Consider the following 22471-nt stretch of genomic DNA (forward strand, 5'->3'; position numbering starts at 1 on the left):
GCCAATTTATTTTCAGGCCGGTATCGGCTTGTTAATTAACTTTCTGCCAAACTATTGACCTATTCGGCGACATCCTAAACAATCGCACCCGTAATGTCACATTGATATTTTCTGAGATCGCGTATTTCTGTTGTTCGCTCCCAGACCCCTTCAGAACAGCCTGACGCCGCCGATCTCTTACACAAGCCTTTCTATGCAATGCGGCAGTGACTGCCGCGTTTTCGAACAAGTACGTTCTCGGGATGAACCATCATGCGTGTCCAGTTTCTCACCGCAGTACCCTTTGCTTTGACGGTCGGCTTCGTGCAGGCACAAACCCTGCCAGAAGCCATGCAGAAGGCCATGGAAGTACATCCCGAGGTGCAGGCAGGGGTTAACGCTCGCATTGCGCAGGACTACGCGGTCCGAGCAGCGAAGGGTGGTTATCTGCCACGTGTCGACGTAACGGCAGGCTACGGTCGGGCGGGTTCCGACACCCCCACCACCCGTGCGCAGAACAATGGTGACCATTGGCAAACATTGAACCGCGGTGAGTCGGCCATTCGTCTTCGTCAAATGCTGTTTGATGGTTTTGCAACAAGTAACGAAGTTGGGCGTCAACAAGCCACCGCCAATTCTCGGGCGTATTCTTTGTTAAATACTTCCGAGCGCACTGCACTGACAGTTGCGCAGGTTTATATCGATGTTCTTACACAGCGCGAAATGGTTCGCCTGGCGCAAGAAAATCTTAAAAGTCACGAGCGTATCTACGATCAGATCAAGTTGCGCACCAGCCGGGGTGTCGGCCGAATGGCAGACATGGATCAGGCCGATGCCCGTCTGGCCCAGGCCCAGAACAACCTGATCACCGAGCAGACCAACCTCGCTGACGCCCAGACCAACTACCTGAGCGCCATTGGTCAGCTGCCTGATCAACTGGAAAAGCCAGCGCCGTTCGCCCTGATGCCTGCCGATTTGCAGGAAGCCCGTCAGCAGATGATCGAAAACAGCCCGGTGCTGCGTTCGGCTGAATCGGACATCGCCGCTGCCGAAAAACAATACGCGGCTGCCAAGTCGACCTTCACCCCACGTTTCGACCTGGACCTGGGTCGCAACGCCGACAACAACGTCGGTGGCGACGAAGGCCACAACAATGGCTGGGAAGCGATGGTGCGCATGCAATTCAACCTGTATGCCGGTGGCAGCAACAAGGCTGACCTGAGCTCCAAGTCCTACCTGGCCTCGCAAGCACTGGACATCCGCAACAATGCTCTGCGCCAGTTGAACGAAGAACTGGGCCTGGCCTGGAACGCCTACAACAACGCATCGCAACAAGTGCCGATCGCTCAGCAGTACGTTGATCGGGCAACCAGCGTCCGTACGTCGTATCAGCAGCAATTCAGTCTGGGAGAGCGTACTCTGCTCGACCTTCTCGACAGCGAGAACGAACTGTTCACCGCGCAACAGCGCCTGGTGCAGCTGCAGAGCCTGAAAACCTACACCCAGTACCGCATTCAGGCCGACATCGGCACCCTGCTGAAAAGTCAGGGCGTCGTCGCTCCGCTGGCATCGGTTGTGCAGAATGATATAAAGCCGTCGGTCAAATTGCCGGGTATGAACTGATTCTTGACGCACCTGGGTCAGGAGCCAGTTACTTTTAACTGTTAATGAGAGTGTCAGCGTGGATTTGGAATTACCTTCTGCTCAACTAGGTCATGATCCACGCAGCCAGCATGACGATCCTTTGCTGGATGGGTTGCTGACACTCTGCGCCCTGCATCACAAACCGGCGAGCCGGGCGATGCTGAGCACCGGCCTGCCGTTGCCAGACCAGCGCCTGAGCCCCGATCTGCTGCCTCGTGCGGCCGCTCGGGCCGGTTTGCAGGGGCGTCTTCTGGTTCGCAAGCTGGACCAGATCCCCACCATTGCCCTGCCAGCCATGTTGCTATTAAAGGAAGGCCGCTGCGCGGTGCTTCTGGGCTGGGACGGTGATGTCGCTCGCCTGCTGATCAGCGAAAGCGACGGCGGCGAAGTTCATGTCGAGCGCGAAGCGCTGGCCAAGGACTACGGCGGCAAAGTCTTCTTCGCTCAACCGCAGCATAAATTTGACGTGACCAAGGGTTCGCTCATTCCTCGAGCGCGTTCCTGGTTCAAAGATACCCTCAAGCTGTCGCGCTGGCTGTACGCCGATGCGATCGCCGCGAGCCTGGTGATCAACCTGATCGCGCTGGCCGCACCTCTGTTTGTCATGAACGTCTACGACCGCGTGGTGCCGAACCAGGCCACCGCAACGTTGTGGGTACTGGCGGCCGGTATCTGCGGCGCCTACCTGTTCGACCTGATTCTCAAAGGACTGCGCAGCCTGTGCCTGGACCTGGCTGGCAAAAAGACCGACCTGATCATCTCCGCGACGCTGTTCGAACGCATCGTCGGCATGGCGATGAAGTTCCGTCCTGCGCGAGTCGGCAGCTATGCGCAGAACATTCATGAGTTCCAAGGCATGCGTGACTTCCTCACGTCGCTGACCCTGACCAGCCTCATCGATCTGCCGTTCACCCTCATCATTCTGTTGGTCATCGCGTTGCTGGGTGGCCATCTGGTGTGGATCCCGGTGGTGGCGTTCCCCCTCGCGCTGGGCATCGGCCACTTGCTGCAAAAGCCGCTGACTGCAACGCTGGAACGCACCATGGCGTTGGGCGCCGAGCGTCAGTCGAGCCTGATCGAAACCCTCTCGGGCCTCGATGCGGTGAAGGTCAACAACGCCGAAAGCGAGCGTCAGTACCACTGGGAACACACCATCGGCACCCTTAGCCGTCTGGAGCTGCGGGTCAAGATCCTCTCGGGTCTGGCGATGAACATCACCCTGCTGATCCAGCAACTCGCCGGCGTGGCGATGATCTGCTTCGGCGTTTACATGATCATCGACGGCAACCTCAGCATGGGCGGCCTGGTGGCGTGCTACATGCTCAGCGGTCGTGCGTTGGGCCCATTGGCGCAGCTGTCCGGGTTGCTGACCCGTTATCAACAGGCCAAGGTCACCATGGTCTCCGTCGACCAGATGATGGAGCTGCCGCAGGAGCGCAATTTCGAAGAGCGCCCGATGAGTCGGCAGGTTCTGCAGGGTGCGATGGAATTTCGTGGCGTCGAATTCACCTACCCGAACCAGCAGCACCTGGCGCTGAAAAACATCAATCTGGTGGTTCGTCCGGGCGAGAAGATCGGCATCATCGGCCGCAGTGGCTCGGGCAAAAGCTCCCTGGCCAAACTGCTGGTCGGCCTGTATCAACCGGACGAAGGCTCGCTGCTGGTCGACGGCGTGGACATTCGCCAGATCGACGTCAGCGAGCTGCGCCACAACATCGGTTACGTTGCCCAGGACATCCAGCTGCTGGCCGGTTCCCTGCGCGACAACCTGGTGTCCGGCGCGCGCTATGTCGACGACGAAATGGTCCTGCAGGCTGCCGAGCTGGCAGGTGTGCACGAGTTCGCTCGCCTGCACCCGCAAGGTTACGAACTGCAGGTCGGTGAGCGTGGCCAGAACCTGTCCGGCGGCCAGCGCCAGAACGTCGCCCTGGCGCGCGCGCTGTTGCTCAACCCGCCGATTCTGTTGCTGGACGAACCCACCAGCGCCATGGACAACACCGGCGAGGAGCGCTTGAAGCAGCGCCTGCAAGCCGTCATCGAGAACAAAACCGTGATCCTTGTGACCCACCGAGCCTCGCTGCTCTCTCTGGTCGACCGCCTGTTGGTCATCGACCGTGGCCAGATTCTCGCCGACGGCCCGAAAGCCGCCGTGATGGAAGCGTTGAAGAAGGGGCAGATCAGTGTTGCTTAAATCGGGTCCAAATTCCGGCGGTGGTCTGTTCGGTTATTTCAAAGGTTCGCCGTCCCTCGAAGGGCAGCCGATGCCTGAAGTGGAAAAGGCACTGGTCGATGACGCGCCGCGCATCGTGCGCTTGACCATCTGGGCGGTCATCGCGTTCTTCACCTTTCTGATCCTGTGGGCCAACTTCGCGGTCATCGATGAGGTGACCAAGGGCGAAGGCAAGGCGATTCCGTCGACCAAGATCCAGAAGATCCAGAACCTCGAGGGCGGCATCGTCGCGCAGATCTATGCTCGCGACGGCGAAATCGTCGAAGCCGGCGCGCCGCTGATTCGCTTGGACGACACCCGTTTTGCCTCCAACGTCGGCGAAACCGAAGCCGACCGCGTGGCGATGGAACTGCGTGTGGAGCGCCTGAGCGCCGAGGTGGATGATCGTCCGCTGAACATCAGCGCCGATGCGCGCAAGTCGGCGGCCAATCAGGCAGCCAACGAAGAGTCGCTCTACAAGAGTCGTCGTCAGCAACTGGCTGACGAAGTGGGCGGTCTGCAGCAGCAACTGATTCAACGTCAGCAAGAGTTGCGCGAATTCGGCTCCAAGCAGGAGCAGTACCGCAACAGCCTGAACCTGCTGCGCCAAGAGATCGGCATGTCCGAGCCTCTGGTTGCCCAAGGCGCGGTATCGCCGGTGGACATCCTGCGTCTGAAGCGTTCGGAAGTTGAAACCCGTGGTCAGCTGGACGGCACGTCCCTGGCGATTCCTCGTGCTCAAGCGGCGATTGCCGAAGTGCAGCGCAAGATCGACGAGACGCGCGGCAAGTTCCGCAGCGATGCCCTGACTCAGTTGAACGAGGCGCGCACCAACCTTTCGAAAGCGCAGTCCACGGCCAAAGGCCTGGAAGACCGCGTCAACCGCACTATGGTCACCTCGCCGGTGCGCGGTATCGTCAAGCAGATGCTGGTCAACACCGTTGGCGGCGTGATTCAGCCAGGCAGCGACATCGCCGAAATCGTGCCGCTGGACGACACCCTGCTGGTCGAAGCACGCATCCGTCCGCAGGACATCGCGTTCCTGCATCCGGGCCAGGAAGCGATGATCAAGTTCACCGCTTATGACTACACCATTTACGGTGGCCTCAAAGGCAAGCTGGAACAGATCGGCGCCGACACCATCCAGGATGAAGAGAAGAAGAACACCTTCTACGTGATCAAATTGCGCACTGACCGCAGTCACCTGGGCACCGATGAGCATCCCCTGCTGATCATCCCGGGGATGGTCGCTTCGGTGGACATCATTACCGGCAAGAAGAGCATTCTCAGCTACCTGCTCAAGCCAGTCCTGAAGGCACGTTCCGAGGCGCTGCACGAGCGTTAAAGCACGCTACCGGCTTACCCTGTGGGAGCGAAGTCATTCGCGAAAATAATACAGCCGATGGAGATCCGTCGTTTGTACCCAAGCCTCGCGAATGAATTCGCTCCCGCAGGTTCAAGACCGATCCCCTCGTGCGGATCACTTGCCGCGCTTGCTATCGATGCGCACCAGTTTCCCGCCTTCAAAGCGCAAATACTGGAACATCCCGTTGTTCGGCCCGTAGATCCATTCCTGAACCTGCACCTGATCGACCTGGCGGAAATGATTGACCGTTTCCTTGTAGCCAATGATGTCCTGACTCACCGGTTGGCCGCATTTCTGCTGCACTTCGAACATCCTGTCGCCAACACTGATCAACTGACTGCCGCAACGCAACGTGTCGGCCTGGGCCAGACCGCTCAACGCTGCCAGACCGAGGGCTGCCACGGTCGTGGTTAACACCTTCTTCAAAATTCGTTACTCACTGTCCAGATGCAGGGGGCTGATGACGCGACCGTCTTTTTCCGGCTGACCGAGGGCGGCGTCAACGAAATAGACCCGGTCATCGGCCAGTTGTCCCTTGTCCACCAGATAGTCCTTGATGCTGCTTGCGCGTGCCTGGCCGAGTTGACGCAGGAGCAGGGCGCTTGAACTCCAGGATTTGAGTACCGCTTCGCGCAGCTTGTTCTGCCGTTCTTCCTTGCCCAGATCGACCCATTCGGCCGGTGGCTGCTGTTTCAGGCGCGTGCGATAGATGCCTTCGAGCATCGGCGGCTTCTCGTCATCCGGCACTTTCAGGTCACCCGCTTGGGCAGGCACCTTGTCGCCGCGGCGCTGCAGGATCTTGTAGTAGGTGCTTTGGTATTCGCGCTCCAGACGTTGCTGCGCAATCAGCGGGCCGTCGCTGGCCTCGGCGCTGGTGCCTTCGATTTCCAGGCGCAGGGCAGGGCGTTCTTTCAAGGCCGCTGCCAGTTTGTCGAGGGAAGACTGGGCGTCGCCGCTGAGCTCATCCGAACCCGGCGCGAACGACACTGTGCCCAGATCCTGCGAGCCGCCGCCACTGACCAGGCCGCCAATGAACTTGAACGGTGCCGCAGCGGCTTTGACCACCAGATTGCGCAGGGTCTGCCAGACAATCGGCATCACGCTGAATTGCGGGTTGTTCAGGTCCCCGGTCACCGGCAGCTCGATGGAAATCTTGCCGTCGACGTCCTTGAGCAAGGCAATCGCCAGCTTTAGCGGCAGGTTCACGGCGTCCGGGCTGTCGACCTTCTCGCCCAGTTGCAGCTGTTCGACCACCACCTTGTTTTCGGCCTTGAGCTGGCCTTTGGTGATCAGGTAATGCAGGTCCAGATTCAGTCGGCCCTTGCGAATGCGATAGCCCGCGAACTTGCCGGAGTAAGGCGTCAGCGTGGTCAGCTCGACTCGCTTGAAACTGGTGGCGATGTCGAGGCTGGCCAGCGGGTTGAAGGGGTTGAGCGCGCCTTTGATCGTCACTGGCGCGTAGCGATCGACCTTGCCTTTGATGTCCACCGGCGCCGGTTTGTCCTGGCGATTGTCCAGCGTGCCAATCTTGCCGTTGAGCTGTTGCACGGCCGTGGCGAAGTTGGGGGTGAGGCTGAAGTCGGCAAAGTTGGCCGAGCCGTTGTTGATATTCACCTCGCCAATATGGATGCCCATCGGTTTGCTGGCCGAGGCGGTCCTGGTTTGCGGCGCCGCTTTGGGCGCGTCGGCAGGCTGGGGAATCAGCAGGTCGTCGATGTTGGTGGTGCGGTCATCGGCGATCACGAAACGCGCGTAGGGCTGCTCGATGTTCACCGTCGCGATACTCAGGCTGTCGCCGAGCTGGAAGTTCAGGCCCTCGACATTCAGTTGCTGCCACTTCACGAAGTCCCGGGATTTGAGGGTGTCCAGGGTGTGCAACTGATCGACCTGAGCCTTGCCGGTGATGCCCAGTGCCAGCGGTTCGGTGCTCTTGAGGTCAACGGCCAGATCGGTGTTGAGCATGCCGCTGCGCACTTCAAGGCGGATGAACGGGGTGACGTAAGACTGAGCCAGACGCAGGTCGATGTCGCGGGTGGTGACGTTGAGCTTGGCGCGAACCGGTGCCAGATTGACCTCGCCTTCGGCTGTCAGCTTGCCCTGTTTGCCCAGCCCGGTGTCGAGCTTGAGGTTGAAGGGCGATTTGTTGAGGCTGTCGAAGTGGGTCAGGTCCAGATTGAGCGGGCCGACCTCCAGCGCAACAGGCTCCTTGGGCACTTTGTCAGCCAGATGCACGCGGTAATCGCGCAGCTGGGTGTCGCGCAACAGCACCTGCCAGGGCTTGCTCGGCGCTGCGGGTTCTTTGCTCGCCGTGGTTTCGGCGCCCGACGCGGTGGCGGGTTGCTGCTTCTCGACTTCGGCCTTTTTCTGCTCATTCTTCGAGGGCTGGCTGGCGAACAGTTTCTGCCAGTCGAGCTGTCCGTCGGCTTCCCGCGCAGCCCAGGTTTCAAGGCCCTGACCGCGAATCTTGCCAACGGTGACCAGCTGCTTGGCGAGATCCAGCGAGGTTTCGCTGACTTCAAGATTTTTCAGGCGCACCAACGGACGACCGTCGGGCGCATCGATGGCGAACGGCGCGACCTTGATGGACGTGTTGTCCAGGCGCATTTCGGTTTCTTTGGCCAGGTTGAGCGTGTAGTGGGTTTCGAGGTTGAGCACGCCGTCCTTGAGCACCAGCGGCAGGGCGTCCCGCACGTAAGGCCACCACAGCTTCATCTTGCCGTCGGTGACTTTCAGGGTGCCTTCGGAGCTAATCGGCACCAGGCTGATTTTGCCCACCCAGTCGATCTGGCCGCCTTCAGGACCTGCGGCGATGAGGGTCATGTCGGCGTTGTCTTCGGGCAGGGTACTGAGGTTTTTCAGCTCGAAATTCAGTGTGTCGTAGAGAAACTCGATGGGTTCGCCGGGGCGCAGGTCCTGGAAATGCACGTAACCGTCGGCCAGCTTGATCTCGTCGATGCGCAGCGGGAACGGCTTGCCTGGAGGCTCGTCTGGCTTGGCGGTCTCGCTCGGGGGCAATTTGAACAGCCCGGCCAGGTTGAGCGTGCCGTCTTTGGAAAACAGCAGCTCGGTCTTGGGCTTGTCCAGCTCCACGGCTGTCAGGTGCAGGGCTTTAGTCCAGGCGCTGTCGATCTGCAGATTGGCGTACAGGCGCTCGAAGCCGATCTGCTCTTTGCCCGGGGCGCCGATGTTCAGGCCCCAAAGCGTCACTTCAAGGGTGTAGGGATTGAGTTCGAGGCGGGTGAGCGCCGCAGGAACCGTGGAATAGTTCGCCAGCTGCTGATTGATCACCCGCAGCGCGATGCCGGGCAGGATAAAGAACCCCAGCAAACTGTAAATGGCGAAGGCGGCCAGCAAGGCGCCGATGGCGCGTTTCAATCCTTTGGGCATACAGGTCGCCAACTCTCTCGATATGAGGTGCCTTTGAGTATGGCACGCCAATCTGGTTCCGAAGTCGATTGCCTTTGCTGGTTGTAGGAAATTTCCGTGCGATCAGTCCGTGATCAAAGCTGCAAGATCAAGGTCTTGAGTGGGGGCTGTTGATCCATCGACGGAAAGTCGGCGCCAGGCGTGAGCACCTGGCAGTCGCGAACCGGGCGGCCGATCTTGGTCGCGCAACGCAACACCTGATCGCGCCAGTCGTTCATGCTCACCTTCGCCAGATTGTTGCAGCAGATCAACACGCCGTTTTCAGCAGTGGTCAGCAGGGCCGGTTTGAGCAGACTCTGGTAGTCGCGCAGCAGATCAACCGTGCCGAACGCGCTTTTGGCCCAAGCCGGAGGGTCGAGCAAGACCAGGTCGAACTGACGTTGCTCCAGCCGCGCGTAACTGGGTAGCTTCTGGCCGCGACGGGAGGCGATCGGCAGGCCCGCCAGTTGCCGAATCGCCGGGAAGTAATCGGACTGAATGAACTGCATCTCGGGCAGCTCGGGGTTCAGCTTGCCGTTCTCGCGACCCACCGCCAGATTGCCTTCGGCGAAATCCAGGTTGCACACGTCACGGGCGCCACCGGCTGCCGCGCTCAGGCCCACGCCGCAGGTGTAGGCGAACAAGTTGAGCACGCTCTTACCCTTGGCGTGGGCCTTGACCCAGCCGCGTGCATTGCGCAGATCGAGAAACAGCAGCGGGTCCTGGCCTGCGTGGCGACCCCGAACCCGATAGTTCAGGCCCCACTCGTGACCGATCAGATCTTCCAGCGCGGCATCGTCGGCTTTATAGACAGGGTCTGTACGATCAATCCGCGAGTTGCCCTGGGAGCGGTCGTTATAGACCAGCATCAGCTCTTGCCCCAGATACGCGTTGATTGCCCCGTGTGCCGCCAGCAACGAGTCGCGGTCCAGCGTGCTGTGGAAGCTTTGCACCAGCAGTTGCGGGCCGTAGCGGTCGATGGTCAAGCCACTTACGCCTTCCTGACTGCCGTGGAACAGGCGATAGCAGTCGGTGCCTTGAGCATGCAGCTCGGCGAGCAGGGGCTGGCGGTTTTCGAGGGCGACGCTGAGCGCCTGATTCAAGGAGGACATGCTCGGCGCCTTGGGGCAGGAATAAGGCGCGCAATTCTAGCAGGCAGACCAGCCCCAGTCTCTGTAGGAGCGCGCTTGCCCGCGATTGCGGTGTGCCTGTGACGACAATGTTGTCAGACGCGACGCCGTCGCGGGCAAGCGCGCTCCTACAGGTCCTGGCGTCCTTCCTGAACCGTCCCTGAATCCCCGCGCAATAGTCTGCGCAGGGGCTGTGATGGCGGTTTACTCTCATAAAAGCCGGGCGTATTCTTCGCCCGTTTTCAACAGATGCGGAGACCCACAGTGGGTACTTGTTCGAGTGACAGACGTCAGCCGGTTTCGATGACCGGCCAATTCTCGGCAAGATAACGCGCAGTCCTTTCACTGCCGTTATCTCGCTGACCAACGCGAGAAACGGCAGGCGATTGTTTTTCCTGTCCTTTCCCTGACGCCCAAGCGCCGCGCGCCGTTTTTCGATCGCGCGGGCTTACCGTTGTGCGCCGTTCACACGTGAACAGCGCGCATCGCGCTCGGCTGTGCCTTCTGAATCTCCATGAGCAGTAGCCCTTCAGTCCAGGGGACACAGTCATGAAATTCAACGCCCTGAAAGAGTTCTTCGCAGGCTTTCTGCGCACGCGTCACTTCGCCCGGCACTTCCGTCGGCTGGCGATGCTCGACAGCCTGACCGACGCCACCGTCAGCCGCGAAGTCCCGCCAACGTTGGCGCAAACCCTCACTCGGGGTGCCAGCAGCGACGTGCCCGAGTTGCTCGCACGGCTGCACACCCAACACGACGGCCTGAGCGAAGACCAAGCACTGGCCCTGCGTCAGCAATACGGCCTCAACGAGGTCGAACACGAACAGCCGCTGCCTGGGTGGGTGCACCTGTGGCACTGCTACAAAAACCCGTTCAACCTGCTGCTGACCTTGCTGGCCTTCATCTCCTGGCTGACCGAGGACATGAAAGCTGCGACCGTGATTTTCTCCATGGTGGTGCTGTCGACGCTGCTGCGCTTCTGGCAGGAAACCCGATCCAACCAGGCGGCCGACGCGCTCAAGGCAATGGTCAGCAACACCGCCACCGTGCTGCGCCGTGAAGATGCCGAGCAGGAAAGCACGCCTGGGAACGGCAAGTCGCAGCGCATCGAACTGCCGATCAAGCAACTGGTGCCGGGCGATCTGATCGTGCTATCGGCCGGTGACATGATTCCCGCCGACTGCCGTGTACTCAGCGCCAAGGACCTGTTCGTCAGTCAAGCGGCGATGACCGGTGAATCAATGCCGGTGGAGAAATTCGCCCGCCGCCAGGAAGTCGACACCGGCAACCCGCTGGACCTGGAAAACATTCTGTTCATGGGCACCAACGTCGTGTCTGGCGCGGCAACCGCGGTGATTCTGGCCACCGGCAACAGCACCTATTTCGGCGCGCTGGCTCAACGCGTCAGCGCTACCGACCGCGCGCCCACTTCGTTTCAGGCCGGGGTCAACAAGGTCAGCTGGCTGCTGATCCGCTTCATGTTCGTCATGGCTCCGCTGGTGCTGTTCATCAACGGCTTCACCAAAGGCGACTGGATGGAAGCGCTGCTGTTCGCGCTGTCGATCGCCGTGGGCCTGACCCCGGAAATGCTGCCGATGATCGTCACCTCGACGCTGGCCAAGGGCGCGGTGTTCCTGTCGCGCAAGAAAGTCATCGTCAAACGTCTGGACGCCATCCAGAACTTCGGCGCCATGGACGTGCTGTGCACCGACAAGACCGGCACGCTGACCCAGGACAAAATCTTCCTCGCCCGCCATGTGGACGTGTGGGGCGATGAGTCCGATGACGTGCTGGAAATGGCCTACCTGAACAGCTACTACCAGACCGGCCTGAAAAACCTGCTGGACGTCGCGGTGCTGGAACACGTGGAAATCCATCGCGAACTGCAAGTAGGCACGGCCTTCAGCAAAGTCGATGAAGTGCCGTTCGACTTCAACCGTCGACGCATGTCGGTGGTGGTCCAGGAGCAAGGCCAGCCGCATCTGCTGATCTGCAAAGGCGCGCTGGAAGAAGTGCTGGGGGTGTGCAATCGCGTGCGTCACGGCGAAGCAGATGAAGCGCTGACCCCGGAACTGCTGGAGCGCATTGTGCAGGTCACTGCCGGCTTCAACGAAGAGGGCCTGCGCGTTGTGGCCGTGGCTGCGCGCCCCATGGAAGCGGGGCGCGACACCTATGGCCTGGCCGATGAAAGCGACCTGACCCTGATCGGTTACGTGGCCTTCCTCGATCCACCCAAGGAAAGCACCGCGCCTGCGCTGAAGGCCCTGGCGGAACATGGCGTGGCGGTGAAAGTCCTGACCGGCGACAACGAGCGCGTGACCGCGAAGATCTGCCGTGAAGTGGGGCTGGAACGTCAGGGCCTGTTGCTGGGCGGTGACGTTGAACGCATGAGCGACGCTGAGCTGGCAGTGGCGGTGGAAACCACCAACGTGTTCGCCAAGCTGACGCCCTCCCACAAGGAGCGCATCGTGCGGCTGCTCAAGGCCAACGGTCATGTGGTGGGTTTCATGGGCGACGGCATCAACGACGCGCCTGCGCTGCGCACCGCCGACATCGGTATTTCCGTGGACAGCGCGGTAGACATCGCCAAGGAAGCGGCCGACATCATCCTGCTGGAAAAAAGCCTGATGGTGCTGGAGGAGGGTGTGCTGGAAGGGCGTCGCACCTTCGCCAACATGCTCAAGTACATCAAAATGACCGCCAGCTCCAACTTCGGCAACGTGTTCTCGGTGCTGGTGGCCAGTGCGTTCATCCCGTTTCTGCCGATGCTGCCGATGCATCTGTTGGTGCAGAACCTGCTGTACGACATTTCGCAGATCGCCATTCCGTTCGATAACGTCGACGAGGAACTGCTGAAAAAACCGCAACGCTGGCAGCCTGCGGACGTGGGGCGTTTCATGATGTTCTTCGGGCCGATCAGCTCAATCTTCGACATCACCACCTTTGCGGTGATGTGGTACGTGTTCGGCGCCAACACGCCTGAGCACCAAACCCTGTTCCAGTCAGGCTGGTTCGTGGTGGGGCTGCTGACTCAGACGCTGATCGTGCACATGATCCGTACCCCGAAAATCCCGTTCCTGCAAAGCCGCGCGGCCATGCCGCTGATGGTGATGACCGGGGTGATCATGGCGGTGGGGATCTTCCTGCCGATGGGACCGCTAGCGCACTACTTCAAACTGCAGGCGCTGCCGCCGCTGTACTTCGTCATCCTGCCGGTGATTTTGCTGGCGTATGTGGGGCTGACTCAGGCGGTGAAGGGTTTTTACCTGCGCAGGTTTGGCTGGCAATGAGGGACACCGACCTGACGGCGGGCCGAGATCAAACTGTGGGAGCGAATTCATTCGCGATGCTTTGGTACAGTCGACAGATATGCGTCGGGTGTACTGGCCAATCGCGAATGAATTCGCTCCCACAGGGGGAGTTGCGGTGTGGGTGGAATTACCGCGCCAACGCCAACGCCACGCCCTGACCCCCACCGATGCACAACGTCGCCAGGCCCTTCCTGGCATCGCGCTTGATCATTTCATGCAGCAGGGTCACCAGCACGCGGCAGCCCGACGCACCGATCGGGTGGCCGATGGCGATGGCGCCGCCATTGACGTTGACCTTGGCCATGTCCCAACCCAATTCTTTACCCACCGACAGCGATTGCGCGGCAAACGCTTCGTTGGCTTCGATCAGGTCCAGCTCGTCCAGCGACCAGCCCGCTTTGTCCAGGCAACGACGGGTGGCGCTGACCGGGCCAATGCCCATGATCGCCGGGTCGACGCCTGCGTTTGCATACGCCGCAATGCGCGCCAGCACGGGCAGGTCCAGTTCCTCGGCCTTTTTCGCGCTCATCAGAATGACGGCAGCAGCGCCATCGTTTAGCGACGAGGCGTTACCCGCAGTCACTGTGCCGTCTTTCTTGAAGGCTGGCTTGAGCTTGCCCAGGGATTCGGCGGTGGTGCCTGCACGGGGCTGTTCGTCGGTGGCGAAGGCGATCGGGTCGCCTTTGCGCTGGGGAATCAGGATCGGGGTGATTTCATCGACAAAACGCCCGGCTTCGATGGCCGCAGCGGCTTTCTGTTGCGAGGCGGCTGCGAAAGCGTCCTGCGCCTCACGGCTGATATCGTACTTTTCCGACAGGTTCTCGGCGGTGATGCCCATGTGGTAGTCGTTGAACGCATCCCACAGGCCGTCGCTGATCATGGTGTCGACCAGGGTGGCGTGACCCATGCGCAGACCGGTGCGCGCGCCCGGCATCACGTAGTTGGCCAGGCTCATGCTTTCCTGGCCGCCCGCGATGATCACGTCGGCGTCGCCGCAGCGGATCGCCTGAGTGCCCAGGTGCAGGGCCTTGAGACCCGAACCGCAGACTTTATTCAGCGTCATCGCTGGCACCGCGAACGGCAGGCCGGCCTTGATCGACGCCTGACGCGCAGGGTTCTGACCGGCACCGGCGGTGAGGACTTGCCCCATGATCACTTCGTCGACCTGCGCCGGGTCCAGCCCGGTCTGGGCCAGCAACTGACGGATAACCGCAGCGCCCAGATCCACTGCAGGAATATTCGCCAGCGAGCCCTGGAAACTGCCGACCGCGGTGCGGGTAGCGGCAACGATTACGACGTCTTGCATGGGGCGAATCCTCACTGTTGTGGTTTTACGTGCCGGGACCGGGTTGAAAGCTGAAAAGAGCGGTCCGGGACAGGGGAATCAAAGGCGCACATGGTGGCATGAATGATGGCGGTAATTTAAGCCCTTTGTCGTTTTGCCGCGATGCTGGCCGAAAGAACGCCGCTGACCCTGTGGGAGCGAATTCATTCGCGAGGCATTGGCACAACCCCCACATCTCTGTCGGCTGAACCATTTTTCGCGAATGAATTCGCTCCCACAGGTTTTAAACAGAGTGTCAGCTAATGCCCATCCTGCGCCGCGCCCGATGCACTGACGCGTTACGCACAGCCCAGCGCAATATCGGCGCGGTACGGTTCACCCCCGCACGAATCATCTTGCGCTTGAAGGGGCTCATGCGGATATCGAACATCGCGCAGGCCCACTCGGGCAGCAGTTCGATCCCGGCGTGCATCATCAGGTTGCCCATGGGTTTGGCCAGGCGGCTGGGGGCCGGAGCGTGGCGCAGGATGCGCAGCACCTCGCGGGTGCGCTCGTCGCACAGCAGTTCCGAGCGCATGTCCTCCAGATACTCGGCGATGGCGCGCGTCGAGCGAGGTACGTTTTGTGCTCCCAGCCGCTCGGCCACCAGCGCGGTTTCGGCGTAATAGCGATCCTGCTCCTGAAGGGAAAGATCGGGGTTCAGGTAACGCAAATGCGCCGCCATGAAACTGCTCACCTCTGCCACATGGACCCACGTCAGCAGGTTCGGATCATCAGCCTTGTAGAGGCTACCGTCCGGCGCGGTACCGCTGATCTGCGAATGAATACTGCGCACTTTGTCGATCAGCCAGTTGGCGTCATGGGTCGAGCCAAACGTGGTGCCGGAGATGAACTGCCCGGTGCGCCGCAGCCGACCGAGCATGTCCTCGCGAAAGTTGGAGTGGTCCCACACCCCCGCCAGGACGCGAGGATGAAGCATTTGCAGCATCAGGGCGCAGATGCCGCCGATCAGCATGCTTGGGAAATCGCCGTGCACCTGCCAGCACACCGCCTGCGGCCCGAACAGACCCGGGTCGCCTTTGGGGTTTTCCATGTCCAGCTGGCCCAGCGCCAGACCGGTCATGCTCATGACCTGGGTTTCGATGCGTGTGCGGATGAATTCCATGGGCCAGTCAGTCGGGTAAGTGAGCGCGCTTGCGCAGGGTGCGCCGCATGATCTTACCGGAGCGAGGTTTCGGCAAGGTCTGCGCTCATTGGCTGACGGCAACGGATGACAGGAAATCCTACCCAGTCCTACAAGTATGGAAGACAAGGTTGAATGGTTGCCCCGAGGCCAGTGCTGAACAATCGCCTGTCTTTTGTCATATCCGTAAGCAGGAGAGCGCCTTGCCCAACGAAAATCATGGCTCGCAGAGCGGCGACAGCAGCCTTAATGTCGGCGTCGGCGACTTCAGAGGCGCCCACGTCAACATCAACCGCAATGAGCGCCCGATGTTCACGCCCGAGCAGCTGAACATTCAGAGGCATCCGGCACTTGGCGGTCGAGGGGTAAGCAGTGAGAAGGTCTCGACCTTCGGGTATCTCTCGGGCAGTGCCAGCGTCATCGGGTTGTATTTCACGCTGTTTCAGGGAACGGCCAGTTCCTGGTCGACGTTTTTCATGTTCTGGTTGGGGATTGGTATGAGCGCCGTGGTCATCTCTGCGGTGTTGCGGCGCTGCAAGTTCGAACACTTTCTGGGGGCCAGGCACTATCTGGAGATGAGCAACAAGGGTCGGTTGTACCTGAACAGGCTGACGGCGGACTGCCCGTGGTGCGGCACTCGAATGCATCTTCGTCATTTGGGGCCTAAAGAAGGGCCAAAGGATGACGTGTTCGTCTGCGAGCGCAACCCACGACAGCACACCATCGACCTCGATCCAACGGTGCTCTCGGAAATAGAAGACTGAACACTTCCCGCCCGCCAGATGCACAAAACCCACCCCCTCTTGCGAGGGGGCGGGTTCGAGTTGTTGCAACGAGGCAGGATCAGCCGCGGTGACGACCGCGGAAATAATTGATCAGGCCTTGAGTCGACGCATCTTCAGCCACGGTTTCTTCCGTGCCGACGAGGCGGCTGTAAACGCCCTTGCCCAATTCCTTGCCCAGTTCCACGCCCCATTGGTCGAAGGCGTTGGTACCCCAGACCACGCTCTGTACGAAGACCTTGTGCTCGTACATCGCAACCAGCGCACCCAGACGACGAGGGCTGATGCGCTCGACGACGATGGTGTTGCTCGGACGGTTGCCCGGCACGACCTTGTGCGGCGCCACGCGCTGAACTTCGTCTTCAGACATGCCTTTGGCGCGCAGTTCGGCCTCGGCTTCAGCGCGGGTCTTGCCCAGCATCAGTGCCTGGCTCTGGGACAGGCAGTTGGCGTACAGCCACTGGTGGTGGTCAGAGACCGGGTTGAAGCTGACGATCGGCACGATGAAGTCGGCCGGAATCAGCTGGGTGCCCTGGTGCAGCAACTGGTGGTAGGCGTGCTGACCGTTACAGCCCACGCCGCCCCAGATCACAGGGCCGGTGTCGGTCTTGACCGGTTCACCGTCCATGCGAACGCTCTTGCCGTTGGATTCCATGTCCAGCTGTTGCAAGTGTTTGGTTATGTTACGCAGGTAGTGGTCGTACGGCAGGATTGCGTGGCTTTGCGCGCCCCAGAAATTGCCGTACCAGACGCCCAGCAGGCCCAGCAGCGCTGGCATGTTCTGTTCGAACGGCGCGTTCTGGAAATGCTGGTCCATGGTGTAGGCACCGGACAGCAGTTCCTTGAAATTGGACATGCCCACCGCCAGCGCGATCGGCAAACCGATGGCCGACCACAGCGAATAACGACCGCCGACCCAATCCCACATCGGGAAGATGTTTTCTTCACGGATACCGAACGCCACAGCGGCGGCGTTATTGCTCGATACCGCAATGAAGTGACGATACAGCTCGGCTTCGGAGCCACCCTGAGCCAGATACCAAGCGCGTGCGGCGGTGGCGTTCTTCAGGGTTTCCAGGGTGCTGAAGGTCTTGGACGAGACGATGAAGAGCGTGGTCTCGGCGCGCAGCTTGCTGGTCAGCTCGTGCAGTTCGGTGCCGTCGATGTTCGCCAGGTAGTGGCAGCGAACGCCTTTCTGCGCGTAGGACAACAGCGCTTCGGACACCAGCTCCGGGCCAAGGAATGAGCCACCGATGCCGATGTTCACCACGTCGGTGATCGGCTTTTCGGTGTAACCGCGCCACAGGCCGTCGTGAATGCGGCCCACCAGATCGGTGATCTGGTTCAGCACCTTGTGCACTTCGGGCATCACGTTGATGCCGTTGACTAGCAGCTTGTCGCCCACCGGACGACGCAGCGCGGTGTGCAAGGCCGGGCGGCCTTCGGAAGAGTTGACCAGCTCGCCGTCGTATTGCGCTTTGATCGCGTCCTTCAAGCCCACTTCGTTGGCCAGATTGACCAACAGCTGACGCGTTTCGGCGGTGATCAGGTTTTTCGAGTAGTCGAGGAACAGTCCGCTGCTGCTCAGAGAGAATTCGTTGAAGCGCTGCGGGTTTTCGTTGAACGCTTCGCGCATGCTGAAATTCTGCATCGCTTTGCGGTGATCGGTGAGCGCCTGCCAGGCGGGCAGGGTAGTGACGTCATGAGGAGTGCGGTAGTACGCCATCGCTGCGGGTTTCCTTGTACTTGAACTGCCTGTGGACACTGAAAAGCCAGGATTGGACACGAATTCGTTAATGCGTCAGAGACTAATCCCCGGCAACGCCGATGTCTGCGCCTCGCTTTCCCTTTGCTCGGTACTTTTTCTCACAAGGTAATCTCGCCGTTGTCGGGCGAACAGTACCGATATGGCATTGCGGGTGTGGCTAAGTTCATCGCCCGAGGCCATATAAAGCCTGCGCCACATGAATTTCACAAGCGCGGCCTCGGGTTGTGAGCATAGTTGCGAATACACTTGTGCTCAGTGTTGCTGCGCGAGGGTTACTCGCGCGCCAGATGCAGGTTGTCGATCAGACGGGTCTTGCCCAGGAAGGCGGCGCCAAGCACTACCAGATCCTGGTCCTCGGCTGTGGCCGGGCGCAGGGTCACGGCCTGACGGATCTCCAGGTAATCGGGGCGCAGACCGGCAGCCTCGAGCGCCTTCTTGCCCTCGACCAACAGTTCTTCGTAATTCCTTTTACCCTCGTGCAGCGCCTCGCCGATCTGTTTGATCACACGATACAAGGCAGGGGCGGTGGCGCGTTCGGTCTCGGTCAGGTAGCCGTTGCGCGAGGAAAGCGCCAGCCCATCGGCGGCGCGCACGGTAGGCTCGCCGATGATCTGAATCGGCATGTTCAGGTCTCGCACCAGCGCACTGACCACGGCCAGTTGCTGGAAATCTTTCTGGCCGAAGATCGCGATGTCCGGCTGGACCATGTTGAACAGCTTGCTGACTACCGTTGAAACGCCGTCGAAATGTCCCGGGCGACTGCCGCCGCACAGGCCTTCAGACACGACCGGAACGCGCACGATGGTCTGGTCGGCCATGCCGTGGGGGTACATTTCGTCGACCGTGGGCGTGAACAGCAGATGGCAGCCGGCTTGCAGCAGCTTCTCCTGATCGGCTGCCAGGGTGCGCGGGTAGGTGGCCAAGTCTTCGCTGGGGCCGAACTGCAGCGGGTTGACGAAGATGCTCGCTACCACGAAGTCGGCACGCTGGGCGGCTTTGGTGACCAGCGCGGTGTGGCCGCTGTGCAGGTTGCCCATGGTGGGGACCAGCGCGATACGTTTGCCTTCGCTGCGTGCTCGCGCGACGGCTGCGCGCAATTCGCGCACGGTTTTTACAGTGTTCATGCCGAGAATCCGTGTTCTGGAGCAGGGAAGCTGACGTTTTTGACGGCACTGACATAGGCGCCGATGGCCGATTGGATGTCAGGCTGGCCGGCCATGAAATTCTTCACGAACTTGGGCACGCGGCCGCTGAGGGACAGGCCGAGCATGTCGTGCAGCACCAGCACCTGACCGTCGGTGGCGCTGCCGGCGCCGATGCCGATCACTGGAATCTTCACCGCGTGGGTGATTTCCTGGGCCAGTTCGCTGGGCACGCATTCGAGCAGAATCATCGCCGCGCCAGCCTGTTCCAGGGTGATCGCATCAGCGCGCATCTGCCGCGCCTGCGCTTCCAGACGGCCCTGCACTTTATAGCCACCCAGCACATTGACCGCCTGGGGCGTCAGGCCCATGTGGGCGCACACCGGAATCCCGCGCTCGGCCAGCAGACGAATGGAATCGCCCAGCCATGCTGCGCCCTCGACCTTGATCATGTGCGCACCGGCCTGCATCAGCATCGCGCTGTTGGCGAAGGTCTGGTCGGCGGTGGCGTAGGACATGAACGGCAGGTCGGCCAGGATCAGCGCGCCCTGATTGCCGCGTTTGACGCTGGCAACGTGGTAGGCCATCTCGGCAGTGGTGACGGGCAGCGTGCTGTCGTGGCCCTGCAGCACCATGCCCAGCGAGTCGCCGACCAGCAGCACTTCGACACCGGCCTGGCTGGCAACGTGGGCGAAGGTTGCGTCGTAGCAGGTGAGCATGGTGATTTTTTCACCTTTCTGCTTCAAGCCCAGCAGGGACGTAACGGTGATATCTGGCATGAAAAAATCCTCATTCAGGCGCGGTGAATACGGCGGCGAGCAACGCGTGATTCATCTGCAAATGCAGGCACATCGTCGTTTCGCGATGTTTGGATAAACCTGTCTGGCGCCTATAAGCCGGTCGCCCGGCTTCGGGACGCTTATCTTCGTGAGGAGGGGGCGGGAAGTCAATTCCGGGTGTTACCGGTTTGAGGGGATGTTACCGAAGGGTAACGGCAACGATCGTGGGCGTCTGCAATTGCAACTGCGCCTGATGGATCGCATTCACCACTGTCGCAAACTCCAGAAGCTCCCACAGGTCCCCGGTGGGCCGAAGTGTCTCGGTCCGGCGCGGTCGTTGTAGGAGACGTCGGAGGTTACGACGGCAGCGAAGAAGGCCGTACAGGTGTCACATTCAGCCGGGCAATCGTTCCAGCCCTTCAAACGGGCATTGCGCCAACAAATCATCCAGCGAACGGCCATCGGCCAGGGTAATCCCCGGCGCGAGCTCTGCCAGCGGATACAGCACAAACGCCCGGGCATGCATGTGGTAATGCGGAACCATGAGCCGTGGCTCGTCGATGACGCGATCACCGAACAGCAGAATATCGAGGTCCAGCGTCCGCGGTCCCCAGCGCTCAAGGCGCTCGCGGCCCTGGCCGTTCTCGATGCCTTGCAACGCATCGAGCAGCGCCAGGGGCTCAAGCGTCGTATCCAATGCCGCGACCGCATTGGTGTAGCGCGGCTGGCCGGGCAGCAACGAATCGCTCACATAGAAAGAGGAAACGCCTGACAGGCTGGTCTGAGGCAACTGACCCAAAGCTTTCAGGGCTTCGCGCAGTTGCTCGGCAGGATCGGCCAGGTTGCTGCCCAGGCCGATGTAAACCCGTTCCACCTGCGCCATTATTCCGCTGCGTCCGCGCCTGCGCGTTTGCGCTTGCCACCACCGCTGCGGCGACGTTTGCGCGGACCTTGGCCGGTGGCTTCGCCTTTGCTGCCCAGGTCGCGAATCATGTCGCGACGGCCGGATTCGTTGGCGTCCTGATAGTCGGTCCACCATTCGCCCAGGCCATCGGTTTCCTCGCCTGCGGATTCACGCAGCAGCAGGAAGTCGTAGCCTGCGCGGAAGCGCGGGTTGTCCAGCAGCAGGTCGGCACGTTTGCCCGAACGACGCGGCAGACGCTCCTGCATGTCCCAGATCTCGCGAATCGGCATGGTGAAGCGCTTCGGGATCGCGATGCGTTGGCACTGTTCGGTAATCAGTTCGTGAGCGGCTTCCTGCATCGCCGGAATCGGTGGCATGCCACGCTCTTGAAGGCGCAGCACGCGCGCAGGCAGGGCAGGCCATAGCAAGGCTGCGAACAGGAACGCCGGTGTCACCGGTTTGTTCTGCTTAACGCGCAGGTCAGTATTGGCCAAGGCCTCGCTGATCAGCGTGTGGGTGTAGGTCGGGTTGTATTCCAGGGCTTTGGAGCTGGCCGGGAACAGCGGGTCGAACAGCTCCAGGTCCACCAGCATCTCGAAGGTCGGCTCGGCGTAGCCGGAGAGGAACAGCTTGAGCACTTCTTCGAACAGGCGCGCGGCGGGAATATCCCGCAGCATCGGCGCCAGTGGGCGAATCGGCGTAGCGCTGTGCTTCTCGATGCCGAAATCCAGCTTGGCGGCGAAACGCACGGCACGCAGCATGCGCACCGGGTCTTCTTTATAGCGCTGCTGCGGATCGCCGATCAGGCGAATCAGCCGGTTGCGGATGTCGTGTACGCCGTTGGCGTAATCGAGCACGCGCTCGGTGACCGGATCGTAATACAGGGCGTTGATGGTGAAGTCGCGGCGTTGCGCGTCTTCTTCCAGCGTACCGTAAACGTTGTCCCGCAGAATCCGCCCACTCTCGTTGCGCGAAGACTGATTGGTGTCTTCGTCTTCTTCATCTTGAGGGTGGTTGGCGCGGAAGGTCGCGACTTCAATGATTTCGCGGCCGAAATGGATGTGAACGAGCTTGAAGCGACGGCCAATGATGCGCGCATTGCGAAACTCGGCCCGGACTTGCTCAGGCGTGGCGCTGGTGGCGACGTCGAAGTCCTTTGGCGTAATGCCCAGCATCAGGTCTCGTACGCAACCGCCCACCAGATAGGCCTGATAGCCCGCGTTTTGCAGACGCTCGACGATATTCACCGCATAACGGCTGAACTGCTGGCGCTGCAACGAATGCTGGCTGCTGCTGAGCACTTCAGGCGTTGTACGCACATGTTGCTGCGGCTTGCGCAGAGGAGAACGGAATGACTGGAACAGCTTCTTCAGCATGGGATGCACTGTTTGAAGGAAATTTCGGCCAATGACGCTGAATGGCCGCACGATGGGCGGGGATTCTAGCATTTAGTCGAGGGATGGTGTAGGACGCTGCACGAACGTGCTCGGCGGGCAGCAGAAGCGGGGCTGAAACGGCTGTTTCGGAGGTGTCAGGCGCGGATTTGTATTGCAGAAGGGGTGTTTCGGAAGCTACTGGGGGAGCCG

15 protein-coding genes and 1 pseudogene are annotated in these 22471 nt (G+C 60.7%); 5 read left to right on the forward strand and 11 right to left on the reverse strand.

The annotated features are described in order from the left end of the window. Positions 1–252 precede the first annotated feature (252 nt). The 3 genes from AC07V9_RS15620 to AC07V9_RS15630 are packed head-to-tail and all read left to right on the forward strand — an operon-like array spanning position 253 to position 5177. Positions 253–1602, forward strand: a complete 1350-nt coding sequence (locus AC07V9_RS15620; RefSeq protein WP_495016571.1) for a TolC family outer membrane protein — start codon at positions 253–255, stop codon at positions 1600–1602. Between the two features lie 58 nt (positions 1603–1660). Continuing rightward, positions 1661–3814 (forward strand): type I secretion system permease/ATPase, encoded by a 2154-nt coding sequence (locus AC07V9_RS15625; protein ID WP_495016572.1) that lies wholly within the window; start codon positions 1661–1663, stop codon positions 3812–3814. Beyond that, positions 3804–5177 carry an HlyD family type I secretion periplasmic adaptor subunit gene (locus tag AC07V9_RS15630; RefSeq protein WP_495016573.1) on the forward strand — a complete coding sequence of 458 codons (1374 nt, stop codon included), beginning with the start codon at positions 3804–3806 and terminating at the stop codon, positions 5175–5177. The genes AC07V9_RS15625 and AC07V9_RS15630 overlap by 11 nt, the downstream gene beginning before the upstream one ends. 135 nt (positions 5178–5312) lie before the next feature. Here the strand turns inward: AC07V9_RS15630 and AC07V9_RS15635 are convergent, their stop codons facing one another. The 3 genes from AC07V9_RS15635 to AC07V9_RS15645 all read right to left on the reverse strand — a co-directional run bounded on the left by AC07V9_RS15635 (position 5313) and on the right by AC07V9_RS15645 (position 9715). After that, complete coding sequence (locus AC07V9_RS15635) at positions 5313–5627, reverse strand: DUF2845 domain-containing protein (RefSeq protein WP_495016610.1); 315 nt, start codon at positions 5625–5627, stop codon at positions 5313–5315. Positions 5628–5630: 3 nt separating this feature from the next. Then, positions 5631–8585: a DUF748 domain-containing protein gene (locus tag AC07V9_RS15640; RefSeq protein WP_495016574.1), complete on the reverse strand. Its 2955-nt coding sequence runs from the start codon at positions 8583–8585 to the stop codon at positions 5631–5633. A 113-nt stretch (positions 8586–8698) separates the two neighbouring features. Beyond that, on the reverse strand, positions 8699–9715 hold the full coding sequence (locus AC07V9_RS15645) for a class I SAM-dependent rRNA methyltransferase (RefSeq protein WP_495016575.1): 1017 nt from the start codon (positions 9713–9715) through the stop codon (positions 8699–8701). A 567-nt stretch (positions 9716–10282) separates the two neighbouring features. Here AC07V9_RS15645 and mgtA point away from each other — a divergent pair. After that, the gene (gene mgtA, locus AC07V9_RS15650; RefSeq protein ID WP_495016576.1) at positions 10283–13021 is read left to right on the forward strand and encodes a magnesium-translocating P-type ATPase; all 2739 of its coding nucleotides are present in this window, start codon (positions 10283–10285) and stop codon (positions 13019–13021) included. A gap of 148 nt (positions 13022–13169) precedes the next feature. On the opposite strand, the gene AC07V9_RS15655 is transcribed toward mgtA, so the two are convergent. Both AC07V9_RS15655 and AC07V9_RS15660 read right to left on the reverse strand, forming a co-directional pair. Beyond that, the gene (locus tag AC07V9_RS15655; protein WP_495016577.1) at positions 13170–14348 is read right to left on the reverse strand and encodes an acetyl-CoA C-acetyltransferase; all 1179 of its coding nucleotides are present in this window, start codon (positions 14346–14348) and stop codon (positions 13170–13172) included. 274 nt (positions 14349–14622) lie between these two features. Then, the gene (locus AC07V9_RS15660; protein ID WP_495016578.1) at positions 14623–15492 is read right to left on the reverse strand and encodes an oxygenase MpaB family protein; all 870 of its coding nucleotides are present in this window, start codon (positions 15490–15492) and stop codon (positions 14623–14625) included. Between the two features lie 47 nt (positions 15493–15539). On the opposite strand from AC07V9_RS15660, the gene AC07V9_RS15665 reads away from it, so the two are divergent. Then, positions 15540–16274, forward strand: coding sequence for a hypothetical protein (locus AC07V9_RS15665; protein WP_495016579.1), 735 nt, complete (start codon positions 15540–15542; stop codon positions 16272–16274). Between the two features lie 79 nt (positions 16275–16353). On the opposite strand, the gene pgi is transcribed toward AC07V9_RS15665, so the two are convergent. The 6 genes and pseudogenes from pgi to AC07V9_RS15695 all read right to left on the reverse strand — a co-directional run bounded on the left by pgi (position 16354) and on the right by AC07V9_RS15695 (position 22261). Then, positions 16354–18018 (reverse strand): glucose-6-phosphate isomerase, encoded by a 1665-nt coding sequence (pgi, locus tag AC07V9_RS15670; RefSeq protein ID WP_495016580.1) that lies wholly within the window; start codon positions 18016–18018, stop codon positions 16354–16356. Positions 18019–18183: 165 nt separating this feature from the next. Then, a pseudogene (locus AC07V9_RS15675) lies at positions 18184–18279 on the reverse strand (aspartate 1-decarboxylase); the annotation flags it as partial. Between the two features lie 53 nt (positions 18280–18332). Further along, positions 18333–19184, reverse strand: coding sequence for a pantoate--beta-alanine ligase (gene panC / locus AC07V9_RS15680; protein ID WP_495016581.1), 852 nt, complete (start codon positions 19182–19184; stop codon positions 18333–18335). Then, positions 19181–19981, reverse strand: a complete 801-nt coding sequence (panB, locus tag AC07V9_RS15685; RefSeq protein ID WP_495016582.1) for a 3-methyl-2-oxobutanoate hydroxymethyltransferase — start codon at positions 19979–19981, stop codon at positions 19181–19183. The genes panC and panB overlap by 4 nt, the downstream gene beginning before the upstream one ends. A gap of 394 nt (positions 19982–20375) precedes the next feature. After that, positions 20376–20864, reverse strand: coding sequence for a 2-amino-4-hydroxy-6-hydroxymethyldihydropteridine diphosphokinase (gene folK / locus AC07V9_RS15690; RefSeq protein ID WP_495016583.1), 489 nt, complete (start codon positions 20862–20864; stop codon positions 20376–20378). Beyond that, a complete protein-coding gene (locus tag AC07V9_RS15695) occupies positions 20864–22261 on the reverse strand; it encodes a polynucleotide adenylyltransferase PcnB (protein ID WP_495016584.1) in 1398 nt (465 codons plus the stop codon). The genes folK and AC07V9_RS15695 overlap by 1 nt, the downstream gene beginning before the upstream one ends. Positions 22262–22471 lie beyond the last annotated feature (210 nt).

The sequence above is a fragment of the Pseudomonas sp. GW821-FHT02A11 genome, assembly GCF_059421985.1.

Excerpts from the sequence above, each read along its gene's own strand:
- AC07V9_RS15620 (WP_495016571.1), top strand. The coding sequence starts at position 253 with ATGCGTGTCCAGTTTCTCACCGCAGTACCCTTTGCTTTGACGGTCGGC.
- AC07V9_RS15640 (WP_495016574.1), bottom strand. The coding sequence starts at position 8,585 with ATGCCCAAAGGATTGAAACGCGCCATCGGCGCCTTGCTGGCCGCCTTC.
- AC07V9_RS15645 (WP_495016575.1), bottom strand. The coding sequence starts at position 9,715 with ATGTCCTCCTTGAATCAGGCGCTCAGCGTCGCCCTCGAAAACCGCCAG.
- mgtA (WP_495016576.1), top strand. The coding sequence starts at position 10,283 with ATGAAATTCAACGCCCTGAAAGAGTTCTTCGCAGGCTTTCTGCGCACG.
- AC07V9_RS15655 (WP_495016577.1), bottom strand. The coding sequence starts at position 14,348 with ATGCAAGACGTCGTAATCGTTGCCGCTACCCGCACCGCGGTCGGCAGT.
- AC07V9_RS15660 (WP_495016578.1), bottom strand. The coding sequence starts at position 15,492 with ATGGAATTCATCCGCACACGCATCGAAACCCAGGTCATGAGCATGACC.
- AC07V9_RS15665 (WP_495016579.1), top strand. The coding sequence starts at position 15,540 with ATGATCTTACCGGAGCGAGGTTTCGGCAAGGTCTGCGCTCATTGGCTG.
- pgi (WP_495016580.1), bottom strand. The coding sequence starts at position 18,018 with ATGGCGTACTACCGCACTCCTCATGACGTCACTACCCTGCCCGCCTGG.
- panC (WP_495016581.1), bottom strand. The coding sequence starts at position 19,184 with ATGAACACTGTAAAAACCGTGCGCGAATTGCGCGCAGCCGTCGCGCGA.
- panB (WP_495016582.1), bottom strand. The coding sequence starts at position 19,981 with ATGCCAGATATCACCGTTACGTCCCTGCTGGGCTTGAAGCAGAAAGGT.
- folK (WP_495016583.1), bottom strand. The coding sequence starts at position 20,864 with ATGGCGCAGGTGGAACGGGTTTACATCGGCCTGGGCAGCAACCTGGCC.
- AC07V9_RS15695 (WP_495016584.1), bottom strand. The coding sequence starts at position 22,261 with ATGCTGAAGAAGCTGTTCCAGTCATTCCGTTCTCCTCTGCGCAAGCCG.